Origin of the sequence: Streptomyces sp. NPDC056347 (assembly GCF_042262625.1) — a bacterium.
GTDB lineage: Bacteria > Actinomycetota > Actinomycetes > Streptomycetales > Streptomycetaceae > Streptomyces.
On record NZ_JBHJQP010000215.1, the window covers coordinates 1 to 12,625 of the forward strand.

The 12,625-nt window shown below is 73.2% G+C and carries 11 protein-coding genes; 10 read left to right on the forward strand and 1 reads right to left on the reverse strand.

Annotation, left to right across the window (positions count from 1 at the left end; all coding sequences use genetic code 11):
• Positions 1-70: 70 nt before the first annotated feature.
• Positions 71-724: a DUF461 domain-containing protein gene (locus tag ACFCV8_RS32340; protein ID WP_376689059.1), complete on the reverse strand. Its 654-nt coding sequence runs from the start codon at positions 722-724 to the stop codon at positions 71-73.
• A 675-nt stretch (positions 725-1,399) separates the two neighbouring features.
• On the opposite strand from ACFCV8_RS32340, the gene ACFCV8_RS32345 reads away from it, so the two are divergent.
• The 10 genes from ACFCV8_RS32345 to ACFCV8_RS32390 all read left to right on the forward strand — a co-directional run bounded on the left by ACFCV8_RS32345 (position 1,400) and on the right by ACFCV8_RS32390 (position 12,578).
• A complete protein-coding gene (locus tag ACFCV8_RS32345) occupies positions 1,400-1,882 on the forward strand; it encodes a CarD family transcriptional regulator (RefSeq protein WP_006380568.1) in 483 nt (160 codons plus the stop codon).
• 505 nt (positions 1,883-2,387) lie between these two features.
• A complete protein-coding gene (ispD, locus tag ACFCV8_RS32350; protein WP_376689060.1) occupies positions 2,388-3,134 on the forward strand; it encodes a 2-C-methyl-D-erythritol 4-phosphate cytidylyltransferase in 747 nt (248 codons plus the stop codon).
• Entirely contained in the window at positions 3,124-3,645 is a 522-nt protein-coding gene (ispF, locus tag ACFCV8_RS32355; RefSeq protein ID WP_376689061.1) for a 2-C-methyl-D-erythritol 2,4-cyclodiphosphate synthase, read from the forward strand. Before ispD ends, ispF begins: the two co-directional genes overlap by 11 nt.
• Positions 3,646-3,792: 147 nt before the next feature.
• Positions 3,793-4,380, forward strand: coding sequence for a GNAT family N-acetyltransferase (locus tag ACFCV8_RS32360; RefSeq protein ID WP_376689062.1), 588 nt, complete (start codon positions 3,793-3,795; stop codon positions 4,378-4,380).
• Between the two features lie 31 nt (positions 4,381-4,411).
• Positions 4,412-5,944, forward strand: a complete 1,533-nt coding sequence (locus ACFCV8_RS32365) for an ABC transporter substrate-binding protein (protein WP_376689063.1) — start codon at positions 4,412-4,414, stop codon at positions 5,942-5,944.
• A 4-nt stretch (positions 5,945-5,948) separates the two neighbouring features.
• The gene (locus tag ACFCV8_RS32370) at positions 5,949-7,664 is read left to right on the forward strand and encodes an ABC transporter permease subunit (RefSeq protein WP_376689064.1); all 1,716 of its coding nucleotides are present in this window, start codon (positions 5,949-5,951) and stop codon (positions 7,662-7,664) included.
• Between the two features lie 127 nt (positions 7,665-7,791).
• Positions 7,792-8,196 (forward strand): PPOX class F420-dependent oxidoreductase, encoded by a 405-nt coding sequence (locus ACFCV8_RS32375; RefSeq protein ID WP_376689065.1) that lies wholly within the window; start codon positions 7,792-7,794, stop codon positions 8,194-8,196.
• A gap of 144 nt (positions 8,197-8,340) precedes the next feature.
• Positions 8,341-9,744: a cysteine--tRNA ligase gene (gene cysS, locus ACFCV8_RS32380; protein WP_376689066.1), complete on the forward strand. Its 1,404-nt coding sequence runs from the start codon at positions 8,341-8,343 to the stop codon at positions 9,742-9,744.
• A 95-nt stretch (positions 9,745-9,839) separates the two neighbouring features.
• On the forward strand, positions 9,840-10,796 hold the full coding sequence (rlmB, locus tag ACFCV8_RS32385) for a 23S rRNA (guanosine(2251)-2'-O)-methyltransferase RlmB (RefSeq protein ID WP_376689067.1): 957 nt from the start codon (positions 9,840-9,842) through the stop codon (positions 10,794-10,796).
• 165 nt (positions 10,797-10,961) lie between these two features.
• On the forward strand, positions 10,962-12,578 hold the full coding sequence (locus tag ACFCV8_RS32390; RefSeq protein ID WP_376689068.1) for a DoxX family membrane protein: 1,617 nt from the start codon (positions 10,962-10,964) through the stop codon (positions 12,576-12,578).
• Positions 12,579-12,625 lie beyond the last annotated feature (47 nt).

Here is a 12,625-nt window from a genome sequence, read left to right on the forward strand (position 1 = left end):
CCCCTGGAGAGGAGGGCGCCCTCCGCCGTTCGCGGACACGCGGGCACGGCCGCCGGGGCGGCCGTGCGGGTCAGTGCGAGTCGGCCGAGGCGGACGTGGCGTCGCTCGGGGAGTTCGAGTCGGCGGGCTCGCCCGACTCGCCCTCGGCCGGCTTGTTGGTGGCGGAACCGGTCGGCGGCACCTTGGGCGTCTTCGACGGCAGCACGGGCAGGCTGCTCGGGCCGTAGCCCTCGAAGTAGCTCTTCGCGGGCACGACGAAGGCGTCGATCGGGACCTCGCCGGTCGAGCTGAAGGTGAAGACGACGCGCTGGACGTCGCCCGCCTTGGCGGCCTCCAGGCCGCTCTCGACCACGGCGGCGGCGTTGCCGGCGCCGCCCAGGGTCACCTTGCCGCCGGCCGGGATCACGATCCGCTTCTCACCCTTGACGGGGTGGAGCTGCACCGTGGAACCCGCGCCGCCCAGGGCGACCGCCTTCAGGGTCTGCGGCTTCGTGCTGTCGTTGAACAGCGTCGCGGAGATGACGGCCGGGCCCTCGGCGGTGAGCTCGGGCTGGGTGATGACGTTCACGTTCTGGACGCTGATGTCGCCGATGGTGGTGGCGGCATTGTCCGGCTTGATCTGCAGCGTCGCTGCGTCATTGCCCGCGCCGCACGCGGCGAGCGAGGCGATCGAGAACACGATGGCAGTGGCGGCGAGGGCGCCGTGTCGAAGGCTGCGGCTCACGGCGGCGGCAACTCCTTGAACGTTCGGACTGCGGACGGGGGAGAGCGGCCACGTAAAGCCGCCCTAAGGGTGTGTCAGCGGCCTTAGGCTACCGAGCCGCCCGCCCCGCCCCGCACCCGACCCGCCCCAAGCGGGTGTTCCCGGGTCTTCCGTTCGGATCACCCGGGCGCGCGCCGTACCGACGAATCGGATCACCCAAGGTCGTGCCGTGCGGACGAAGAGGTACCGACGCGCGACCCGCGAAGCCTCCGGAAACGGGCCGACACGCGCTGACACGTGCTGTTCACAAATCGCCGGTGATCAATTCATGGAGCGTGGCGCATTCCGTACGCATAAGCGATCATGCCGGGCCGGCGATCAATTTCATTGATCGACGCCACTAACTTCCGGACAGATGATCGATCTCCGAACGGAGTATGGAAAGTCCGCCATCCGGAACCCGACAAAACGGGATGTTCATCACCTTCGAGGAGTGGTTCGGGTGTGTGGGACGTGTGTGTTTCGCCCTGCCCGCACAACCGCTCCGACCTGCGAATACCGCCTTCCGTAAGTCTTCCGCAGCACGTGCCCGTTGCTGTTGTCAAGCCCCGAGATATGCCCTGACCTGCGAAAACGCCATTCAGGAGAAGCGGTTCTCGTGTTACGATTGATAGCCACGGAAGGGGTACCTGTCACATGACGTTCAAGGTTGGCGACACCGTGGTCTATCCCCATCACGGGGCCGCGCTGATCGAGGCTATCGAAACTCGCCAGATCAAAGGCGTGGACAAGACCTACTTGGTGCTCAAGGTCGCCCAGGGCGACTTGACGGTTCGTGTGCCGGCGGACAATGCGGAGTTCGTGGGCGTGCGCGACGTGGTCGGGCAGGAGGGGCTGGACCGGGTCTTCGAGGTGCTTCGCGCACCGTACGCCGAAGAGCCGACGAACTGGTCCCGGCGCTACAAGGCAAATCTCGAGAAGCTCGCCTCCGGCGATGTCATCAAGGTCGCCGAAGTGGTCCGCGACCTGTGGCGTCGTGAGCGTGAGCGCGGACTCTCCGCGGGCGAGAAGCGCATGCTCGCCAAGGCCCGCCAGATTCTGGTGAGCGAGCTCGCTCTTGCGGAGAACACGAACGAAGACAAGGCCGAGGCCCTGCTCGACGAGGTTCTCGCGTCCTGACCCGGTCGAACGGTTCTCGCGCTGCTGAACCGCTCGCTCCTGAATCGGTCGAACCGGACCGTTCGACGAACTGATCGAAGTGAGCAGGCCGAACCGGCCGCACCGTCGCGATCGACCGCGCCGGTGGTGATCGGGCGGTCCTCATCGGTCGGTCGTCATCAATGTGCCGCGGTGCCCGCTGACAACCGTATTCACGGTATGTCGTCGGGCGCCGCGGCATGTTCGTTTCAGGGCATGGCTGCATCGGGCTGCGGATGTCTTGTTTTCTGCGCAGCCTGGCTGAAATGCATCTGGACTCACCGATGCGTTGGCTTCATCGGTGATACCCCCGATACTTTGCTCGCGATCTTGTGCGGCCGATCCCGAGCCGCCGGTGCGGTTCGCCCGAATCGGCCGGGTGTCACGGAAAGGGCCCGGCCGAGTCGGAACGGGGCGCCCGGCTCGCTTCTGGCCATACCCATGTCGGCCGTGGAAACAAACATGCCGAAGCTTCGGAGTACAACCGATGTCTGATCAATCGCGTCCGTCCCGCACCGCCGCCGTGATTCCCGCGGCCGGTCGCGGTGTGCGGCTCGGTCCGGGGGCCCCCAAGGCGCTCCGTGCGCTGGGCGGCACGCCCATGCTCATCCACGCGGTCCGGGCCATGGCGGCGTCCCGTGCCGTCTCCCTGGTCGTCGTCGTGGCGCCGCCGGAGGGTGCCGCCGAGGTCAAGAACCTGCTCGACGAACACGCGCTGCCCGAGCGCACCGACTACGTCGTCGTGCCCGGCGGCGACACCCGCCAGGAGTCGGTGCGGCTCGGCATCGACGCGCTGCCCGAGGACGTCTCCGTCGTCCTGGTCCACGACGCCGCCCGCCCGCTGGTGCCGGTCGACACGGTGGACGCGGTGGTCGAGGCGGTACGGGGCGGGGCGCCGGCCGTCGTGCCGGCGCTGCCGCTGGCCGACACCGTCAAGGAGGTCGAGCCGGGGGCGCCGGGTGAGCCGGAGCCGGTGCTCGGCACGCCCGTACGGGCCAGGCTGCGCGCGGTGCAGACCCCGCAGGGCTTCGACCGGGACACGCTCGTCCGCGCGCACGAGGCCGTCGCGCTCAGCGGCGAGGGCGCGACGGACGACGCGGGCATGGTGGAGCGGACCGGGGCGCCCGTCGTGGTCGTACCCGGGCACGAAGAGGCGTTCAAGGTGACCCGGCCGCTCGATCTGGTGCTGGCCGAGGCGGTACTCGCACGCAGGAGGGCGAACGATGGCTTCTGAGGAAACGGTTTCCTCCGCGGAACGGCCCGGGCCGGTGATTCCGCGGGTCGGGATCGGCACCGACATCCACGCCTTCGAGGAGGGCCGCGAGCTGTGGTGCGCGGGGCTGCTCTGGGAGGGCGAGGGGCCGGGGCTCGCCGGGCACTCGGACGCCGACGTGGTGGCGCACGCCGCGTGCAACGCGCTGTTCTCGGCCGCCGGGCTCGGTGACCTCGGGCAGCACTTCGGCACCGGCCGCCCCGAGTGGTCCGGTGCGGCCGGGGTGACCCTGCTCGCCGAGGCGGCCCGGATCGTGCGGGCCGAGGGCTTCGGGATCGGCAACATCGCCGTCCAGGTCGTCGGCGTACGGCCGAAGATCGGCAAGCGGCGCGAGGAGGCGCAGAAGGTGCTGTCGGCCGCCGTGGGGGCGCCCGTCTCGCTCTCCGCCGCCACCTCCGACGGGCTGGGCTTCACCGGGCGGGGCGAGGGCCTCGCGGGGATCGCGACCGCGCTGGTCTACCGCACCGCCTGAGCGTCGACACGGCCCCGAGCGGCGGCAAGGTCCTGACCTGCTGGTACGCCGGGACCGCGACTCTTGTTGCACATCGTTTGCACGTACGCTGGTACGGCAGGCGATGTGCCGCAGGGGCAGTCGCGGGAGGAGGACGGTGGGCCGCCGATGAGCACGATGACCCAGGCGCCGGTGGCGCCCGAGGCCGACGGCGGGTACGTCCTGCGCACCGCCGCCCCCGCCGATCTCGGCGGGGCGCGGGCCGTGATGCTCGACACCGTCTACCGCGACCTGAAGTCCGGCTACGTGCCGCGCTGGCACGCCGACATCATCGATCCCGAGGCCGCCTATCTGCGGCCCGCCCGCTGCACCCTGCTGGTCGTCGAGCACGCCGGGGAGATCGTCGCCACCGGGGCGGTGCGCGACCGCGGCCCCCAGGCGCCGCCCAATCCGCGGTGGGTCGCGGACCGCTTCCCGTCCGGCACCACCGCCCAGCTCTGCCGGATCTACGTCGCCCCCGGCCATCGCAGGCGCGGGCTGGCCCGGCGGCTGGTGCGCGAGCTGTGCGACTTCGCCGCGCGGGCGGGCGAGTACGAGGCGGTCTACCTGCACACCGACCCGGCGGTGCCCGGCGCCGAGCTGTTCTGGCGGTCGCTGGCCGAGGAGGTCTGCGACGAGCGTGCCCTGCCGGGCGGCGGACAGGGCATCGTCCACTTCGAACTGCCGATGCCGGTGCCCGGCACCCCCCTTCGTTAAATGATAATCGTTTTCATATAAGGTCGCTTTCATGTCCACGCCCCGAAACCGCCGCCCCGCCCTGCCCGCGGCGCTCCTGGCCGCCGCGCTCCTCGTCCCGCTCGCCACCGCCTGCTCGTCCCCGGACGGCTCCGGCGGCACCGGCGGCGGGACCTCGGCCGGGCAGCGGCTCCGGGTCGTCATGGCCTTCCCGCCCGCCCAGGCCATGTCCCCCTACGGCGACGACGCCGTCACCCTCAGCAGGCTCGCGGTGATCGAGGGCCTCACCGCGCTGGACGCCGACGGGGCGCCGAAGCCCGCCCTCGCCACCTCCTGGAAGCGGGACAACGACCGCACCTGGACCTTCACCCTGCGCGAGGCCCGCTTCCAGGACGGCACGAAGCTGGACCCGGCCGCCGTCGCCCGCTCGCTGCGCGCCGCCGAGAAGGCCTCCCCGAAGCCCCGCGTCCTCAGCGACACCCGCCTCACCGTCGCCACCCCGGACGCCAGAACCGTGCGGATCACCACCGCGGCCCCCGACCCGCTGCTGCCCCAGCGACTGGCCAACCCCTCGCTCACGATCCTCTCCGGCGCCGCGTACGCCGACGGCAGGGTGAACCCCGCCGGGCACGCCACCGGCCCCTTCACCCTGACCGAGGTCAATGGCGCCGTCAGCGCGACCCTCCGACGCAACGACACCTACTGGGGGGCCAGGGCCAAGGCCCCCGGCGCCGACGTGAAATTCGTCGCCGACGGCACCGCCCGCGCCAACGCCCTGCGCACCGGGGCCGCCGACGTCGCCGAGTACGTCCCGCTCTCCCAGGCCCCCCTCCTCGGCGACGGGCTCGTCCACGAATTCCCCTCGGCCCGCACCAACGGCCTCTCCCTCAACACCCGCCACGGGGTCTTCGCCGACCCGGCCATGCGCGCCGCCGCCCGCGAGGCGATCGACCCGGCCGCCCTGGTCAAGGGCGTCTACGAGGGCCGCGCCGACACTGCCAAGGGCCTCCTCGGCCCCGGCGTCCCCTGGGCCGCGGCCGACCGGACCGCCCCCGCCCATCGGGCGAAGGCCGCGAGCAGGGAGCAGGTCGCGAAGACGGGGGAGATCGTCCTCGCCACCTACACCAACCGGCCCGAGCTGCCCGAGGTCGCCACCGTCGTCCAGCAGCAGCTCACCGCCCGCGGCTTCACCGTCAAGCAGGTCGTCCGCGACTACGCCCAGCTGGAGGCCGACGCGCTGGCCGGGAAGTTCGACGCGTTCATCCAGGCCCGCAACACCCTCCTGGACACCGCCGACCCGGTCTCCTACCTCGCCTCCGACTTCACCTGCGACGGCAGCTTCAACATCTCCCGGCTCTGCGACGAGCGCGTCGACGCCGCCGTGAACAAGGCCGCCGCCCTCGCGGACACCGACGCCCGCCACCGCGCCGAGACGGCCGCCGAGGCCGACATCCTCGGCACCGACGCCCTCGTACCGCTGCTCCACGAACGCTTCGTCCAGGGGTACGACGAAAGCCGCGTCCACGGCGTCTCGCTCGACCCGATGGAACGGACCCTGATCACCGCCGACACCCGCCTCGGGTGACCGGATGAAGCACCTGGCCGGCCGGCTGGGCACGCTCCTCGCGGTCGTCGCCGTGATCGGGCTGCTGCCCCGGCTGACCCGCACGGACCCGGCGCTCACGATCCTGCACGCCCGGTACGCCGACCGGCCGCCCACGCCCGAGACCCTCGCCGCGATCCGCGCGGAGACCGGACTCGACGGCGGGCCGCTCACCGTCCTCGGCCACTGGCTGGGCGGGCTGCTCCACGGCGACCTCGGCACCTCCTGGGTCTCCGGACAGCCGGTCGCCCCCGACGTCCGGTCCGCGTTCGGCGTCTCGCTCACCCTGATGGGGCTCTCGCTCGCCGTCGCCCTGGCGCTGGCCGTCGCGCTCTGCGCGGGCACGCTGCGGCGCGGGGCGCGGCGGCGGATCGTCACCGCACGGGCCGGGACGCTCGCCGCCGTCCTCGCCGCGCTGCCGGAGTTCCTGCTCGCGGCCGTGCTGGCCGCCGTCGTCGCCGTACGGCTCGGCTGGCTGCCCGCGCTCGGCTGGGGCACCCCCGCCCAGGCGGTGCTGCCCGCGCTCGCCATGGGCGTACCGGCGGGCGCGCTGCTCGGCCGGCTGCTGGACGACGCGCTGCCGGCCGCCTTCGCCGAACCGTGGGCGCGGGCGGCGGCCGCGGGCGGACTGCCCGGCCGCCGCGTCGCCCGGCACGCCCTGCGCCGCACCCTGCCCGGACTGCTGCCGCAGCTGGGCCTGGTCGTCGTCGGACTCACCGGCGGCGCCGTCGCCGTCGAGACCCTGTACGCCGTCCCCGGCCTCGGCGGTACGGCGCTGGCCGCGGCCCTCGCCCAGGACCTGCCGGTCCTCCAGTCCTGCGTCCTGGTCCTGCTGCTCCTCGGCGTCCTCGCGGGGGCCGTCACCCGGCTCGCCGCCCGTACCCTGCTCGGCCCCGCCGTGCGCGACGGGGCGCTCCCCGCACTGGTGCCCCCGGTCCTGCCCGCCCGGCGGCTGCTCACCGCCGGGGCCGTGCTCCTCGCCGTACTGCTCGTCGCGGTCACCGTCGCCGGACTGCTGCGCGACCCGCTCCACGTCGACGCCGCCGCCCGGCTCGCCGCCCCGTCCGCCGCGCACCCCCTGGGCACCGACCAGCTGGGCCGCGACGTGCTGGCCCGCCTCGGCCACGGCGCCGCCCGTACCGTGCTCACCGCGCTCGCCGTCTGCGCCGCGACCCTGCTGGCCGGGCTGCTCCTCGGCGCCGTACGGGCCGGCGCGCTCACCGAGAGCGCCAACGCCCTGCCCGCGATCCTCGCCGGACTGGTCGTCGCGGGCATCGCGGGCCCCGGCCCGTGGGGCGCCGCCCTCGCCGTGGCGGCCGTGGCCTGGGCCCCGCTCGCCGCCCACACCGCGGCCCTGTACGCCCAGGAGAAGGCGGCCCCGCACCTCGCGGCGGCCCGCGCGGCGGGCGCCGGCCCCTGGCACGTGGCCCGGCGCCACCTGCTGCCCGCCGTGCTGCCCCCGGTCCTGCGCCACGCGGTGCTCCGCGTCCCGGCCGTCGCCCTGGCCCTCGCCTCGCTCGGCTTCCTCGGCCTGGGCGCGCAGCCCCCGGCGCCGGAGTGGGGCCGGATGCTCGCGGAGAACCTCCCCTACGCCGAACGCGCCCCCTGGCCCGTGCTGGCCCCGGCCGCCGCGCTGGCCGCCCTGGGCGCGCTCGCCGTCCTCACCACGGCGGCGGTACGCGGCCGGGCGAAGGCGCCGTGACGCCGCCGCCGGTCGTCGGCCGGGATCGGCGTTCACCCGTCCGGTGACCGGCCACGGGAAACGGAGCGGCTGAGTCCGGGTTGGGGTACGAGTAGGGAGCACCGATCATCCCGGGAGGACGTACGTCATGACCGCCGCACTCTCCGACGGGCTCAGGGAGCTCCTGGACACCCCCGTCTTCGTCACCATCGCCACCATCCAGCCCGACGGCAGCCCCCAGCTCTCCCCGGTCTGGGTCAAGCGGGACGGGGACGACGTGCTGATCTCGACGACGGTCGGCCGCCGCAAGGAGCTGAACCTGCGCCGTGACCCGCGGGTCTCCGTGGTCGTGCAGCCCTTCGCCGCGCCGTACACCTACGCCGAGATCCGCGGCACCGCCGAGCTGAGTGCCGAGGGCGGCCCGGAGCTGATCGAGGAGCTGTCCCTGAAGTACACCGGCAAGAGGTACGCGGAGTTCAACCCCTCCTCCGTCGACGACGCGCAGCGGGTCGTCGTCCGGATCACCCCGCGCAAGGTCGTCGGCCGGATCTGAGCACCCCGCCGGCGCGCGCCCGGCCCACCCGAACAGCCCCCCGGACACCGAAACCACCCCTCCGGCCGCCCCGTGGCACAAAGTCGTCCCCGCGATTCAGGAATGGGTCGCGGGGCACTGGTGCACGCCCACTACCCTTGAGGCGTGACTCTTCGCCTGTACGACACCAGCGCCCGGCAGATCCGTGACTTCGTCCCGCTCACCGCGGGCTGTGTCTCGATCTACCTCTGTGGCGCGACCGTCCAGGCCGCTCCGCACATCGGGCACATCCGGTCCGGTCTGAATTTCGACATCATGCGCCGCTGGTTCGAGTACCGCGGCTACGACGTCACGTTCATCCGGAACGTCACCGACATCGACGACAAGATCATCGCGAAGTCGGCCGAGCAGGGCCGCCCGTGGTGGGCGATCGGCTACGAGAACGAGCGGGCGTTCAACGCCGGCTACGACGCGCTCGGCTGCCTCCCGCCCACCTACGAACCGCGTGCGACCGGCCACGTCCCCGAGATGATCGAGATGATGCGGGGCCTGATCGAGCGCGGTCACGCCTACGAGGCCGACGGCAACGTCTACTTCGACGTGCGCTCCTTCCCCGGCTACCTGGAGCTCTCCAACCAGGATCTCGACGATCTGCGCCAGCCGTCCGGCGAGGGCGAGACCGGCAAGCGCGACCAGCGCGACTTCGCCATGTGGAAGGCGGCCAAGCCGGGCGAGCCCAGCTGGGAGACCCCGTGGGGCCGCGGCCGCCCCGGCTGGCACCTGGAGTGCTCCGCCATGGCGCACAAGTACCTCGGCAGCGCCTTCGACATCCACGGCGGCGGCATCGACCTGATCTTCCCGCACCACGAGAACGAGATCGTCCAGGCCAAGGCCTACGGCGACGAGTTCGCGAAGTACTGGGTGCACAACGGCTGGGTCACCATGTCCGGCGAGAAGATGTCGAAGTCGCTGGGCAACTCGGTGCTGGTCAGCGAGATGGTCAAGGCGTGGCGCCCGATCGTGCTGCGCTACTACCTCGGCACCCCGCACTACCGGTCGATGATCGAGTACAGCGAGGAGGCCCTGCGCGAGGCCGAGTCCGCGTTCGCCCGGATCGAGGGCTTCGTGCAGCGCGTCACCGAGAAGGCGGGCGAGACGGTCGCCCCCGCCACCGAGGTGCCGCCCGCCTTCGCCGAGGCGATGGACGACGACCTGGGCGTCCCGCAGGCGCTCGCGATCGTCCACACCACGGTCCGGCAGGGCAACTCCGCGCTGGCCGCCGACGACAAGGAGAGCGCGGTCGCCCGGCTCGCGGAGGTCCGCGCGATGCTCGGCGTCCTCGGCCTCGACCCGCTCGACGACCACTGGGCCGGCGGCGACGAGCGCGGTGACGACCTGCACGGGGTCGTCGACACGCTCGTACGTCTGGTCCTGGACCAGCGGCAGGCGGCCCGCGAGCGCAAGGACTGGCCCGCCGCGGACGCCATCCGTGACCAGCTCGGCCAGTCCGGGCTCGTCATCGAGGACAGCCCGTCCGGACCACGCTGGACCCTCGGCCCACGCCAGTAGGCCCCCCGTGTGCCGTCCGGCCTCCCGGGCGGCACACTTCATTTACGTACGCATGTCTGATACGCAAGTCTGAGCAGCAACGAAACAGGTAGGTCATGGCCGGGAACAGCCAGCGCAGGAACCGCCGCACGTCCAACAAGAAGGGCGCGCAGGTCGGCAGCGGTGGGCAGCGACGCCGTGGCCTCGAGGGCAAGGGCCCCACGCCGCCCGCCTCCGCCCGCAAGGGGCACAAGAAGAACCGCATCGCCAACGCCCAGGCCAAGCAGGCCGCGGCCCGCCGCCCCGCCCCGCGCCGCGGCGGCGTCAAGGGCACCTCCGAGATGGTCGTCGGCCGCAACCCGGTCTACGAGGCCCTGCGCGACGGCGTCCCCGCCACCACCCTGTACGTCCAGCAGTACATCGACAACGACGAGCGGGTCCGCGAGGCCCTCCAGCTCGCCGGTGACCGCGGCAACATCAACCTGATGGAGGCCCCGCGCCCCGAGCTGGACCGGATGACGAACGGCCTGAACCACCAGGGCCTCGTCCTCCAGGTCCCGCCGTACGAGTACGCGCACCCGGAGGACCTCACCGCCGCCGCGTACGACAACGGCGAGGACCCGCTGATCGTCGCCCTCGACGGCGTCACCGACCCGCGCAACCTCGGCGCGATCGTCCGCTCCGTCTCCGCCTTCGGCGGCCACGGCGTGGTCGTGCCCGAGCGGCGCGCGGCCGGGATGACCGCGGGCGCCTGGAAGTCCTCGGCCGGTACGGCGGCCCGTACGCCGGTCTCCCGGGTGACGAACCTGACCCGCGCCCTGGAGGGCTACCAGAAGGCCGGTCTCACGGTCGTCGGCCTCGCCGCCGACGGCGAGCACACCGTCGAGGACCTGGAGGAGCTGGCCGGTCCGGTCGTCATCGTCATCGGCAGCGAGGGCAAGGGCCTGGGCCGTCTGGTCGGCGAGACCTGCGACTACCGGGTCCGCATCTCGATGCCGGGCGGCGCCGAGTCGCTGAACGCCGGTGTCGCGGCCGGGATCGTGCTCTACGAGGTCGCGCGGCGCCGGGCCTGAGCCCCGCCCGTACGGGGGCGGCCGGACGGAGCCGCCCCCGCCCGAGACCATTGACGGGTCTCGGACACATCGGGCCCGTCAAGGCAGTGTCCTAACCACACATCACTCGGTTAGATGAGTGTGGACACCAGAACGCCTCGGTTCGACGATCAACCCGCCCTGAGTATGGCCAAGGTGGACTGCGACCCTGCGCAGGTCATCGTCAACCACGCCAGCTTCCGGGTGCGGCTCGCCCCCGGCCAGCGCCCGCGGCTGCGCGGTCTGGCCCCGGCCGGCGCGCCCAGGATTCCCGCCATGAGCGGAGCAGGAACGGCCCGCGGCCGTCGCGCGCCCGTCGTGTGGAGCGGCAGGTCGGAGCCCGGCGACCCGGGGGCCACCGGACTCCTCCAGGCCGTGCGGAACACCGCGACGGGCCACCCCGCCGGCGCGTACGACCCCCGCCCCGCGGACCGCGACGGCGGGCACGGAACGGGCGGCACCCAGCTCATCGACCTCCTCGAGGAGACCCAGCCCAACCCCGTCGTCACCGCCCCCCACCAGCCGGGCCGCTACAGCGGCGGACCGCTGCTGCCGCCCATGCGCCGCGCGGTCGGCGCCTACGACACCGAGGACGACGGCCCGTTCCCGCCGGGCAGCTACGACGGCTACGGCGACGGCTTCGACGACGGTTTCGCCGACAACGGTTTCCCCGACGACGGAACGGACGCCGCCGACGAGGAGGCCGGGGTCCACGGCGGTCGCGAGAGCGGCGACTCCGTACGGAACGCGTACTACCCCGGCCGCCGGATGAACCTCGGCGTCGTGCTGCTGCCGCTGCGGGTCTTCCTCGGCTTCATCTCGATCTACGCGGGCATGGGCAAGCTCTGCGACCCCGTCTTCTTCGACGGCGGCGAGCGCGGCTCCATGGTCAAGTGGCTGACCGCGCTGCACCCCTGGGCGCAGGCCGAGCCGCTGCGCGACTTCGCGCTCGCCCACCCCGTCGGAGCCGGGCTCAGCGTCGCCTTCCTCCAGGTCGTCGTCGGCGTCCTCACCGTGCTCGGTCTGTGGCAGCGGGTCGCCGCGGCGTTCGGCGCCCTGCTGTCGGCCGCCCTGCTGGTCACGGTGAGCTGGCGCTCCGTCGCCGCCTACGACGCGCCGGACATCATCTACCTGGCCGCGTGGAGCCCGCTGATCATCGCGGGGGCGCCGGTCTACTCGATCGACGGGCGGCTCGCCGGTGAGGCCTGGCGCAGGCTCGGTCCGCGCTCGGCGATCTGGGACCTGCGCCGCCGGGTGCTGCGCCGGGGCGCGCTCTGCGCCGCCGTGGTCGTGGGCCTGACGCTGCTGGTGGGTTCGGTGCTCGGGGGCGCGGTCCGCTCCTCCGGGGTGGTCACGGTGCCCGGCCCGAACGGCGACCCGACCAACCAGCTCCCCGGGGTCCCGCTCCCCGAGGAGTCCCGCACGGGCGGGACCTCGCAGAGCCCGGCGCACCGCAGCCCCGTCCCGTCCCGCAGCAGCGCCGCCGTGGCGCCCACCGCCCCGCCCACGCCCACCGCGGGCAGCACGCAGGGGACGGGCCAGGCGGCCGGTGCCGGGCAGCCCAGCGCGACCCAGGGCGCCGGGCAGCAGGCCCCGCAGCAGACGACCCCGCAGCAGCCCCCGTCCGCCAGCAGCTCCGGCCCGACCACTTCCGGTTCCACCGGCACGGGCGGCGGCTCCACGGGCGGTTCGGACGACGGCGACACCACGGGCGGTTCCACGTCCGGCGCCGGGCAGAACCCCATCGGCGGCCTGCTCGGCTGAGGGCCTCCCACGGCAGAGGGGGCGGTCACCGGTTCCGTACCGGTGAC

Coding starts and splice junctions, on each gene's coding strand:
- rlmB (WP_376689067.1), top strand. CDS start 9,840: ATGGCCGGGAACAGCCAGCGCAGGAACCGCCGCACGTCCAACAAGAAG.
- ACFCV8_RS32345 (WP_006380568.1), top strand. CDS start 1,400: ATGACGTTCAAGGTTGGCGACACCGTGGTCTATCCCCATCACGGGGCC.
- ACFCV8_RS32375 (WP_376689065.1), top strand. CDS start 7,792: ATGACCGCCGCACTCTCCGACGGGCTCAGGGAGCTCCTGGACACCCCC.
- ispF (WP_376689061.1), top strand. CDS start 3,124: ATGGCTTCTGAGGAAACGGTTTCCTCCGCGGAACGGCCCGGGCCGGTG.
- ACFCV8_RS32390 (WP_376689068.1), top strand. CDS start 10,962: ATGGCCAAGGTGGACTGCGACCCTGCGCAGGTCATCGTCAACCACGCC.
- ACFCV8_RS32365 (WP_376689063.1), top strand. CDS start 4,412: ATGTCCACGCCCCGAAACCGCCGCCCCGCCCTGCCCGCGGCGCTCCTG.
- ispD (WP_376689060.1), top strand. CDS start 2,388: ATGTCTGATCAATCGCGTCCGTCCCGCACCGCCGCCGTGATTCCCGCG.
- ACFCV8_RS32360 (WP_376689062.1), top strand. CDS start 3,793: ATGAGCACGATGACCCAGGCGCCGGTGGCGCCCGAGGCCGACGGCGGG.
- ACFCV8_RS32370 (WP_376689064.1), top strand. CDS start 5,949: ATGAAGCACCTGGCCGGCCGGCTGGGCACGCTCCTCGCGGTCGTCGCC.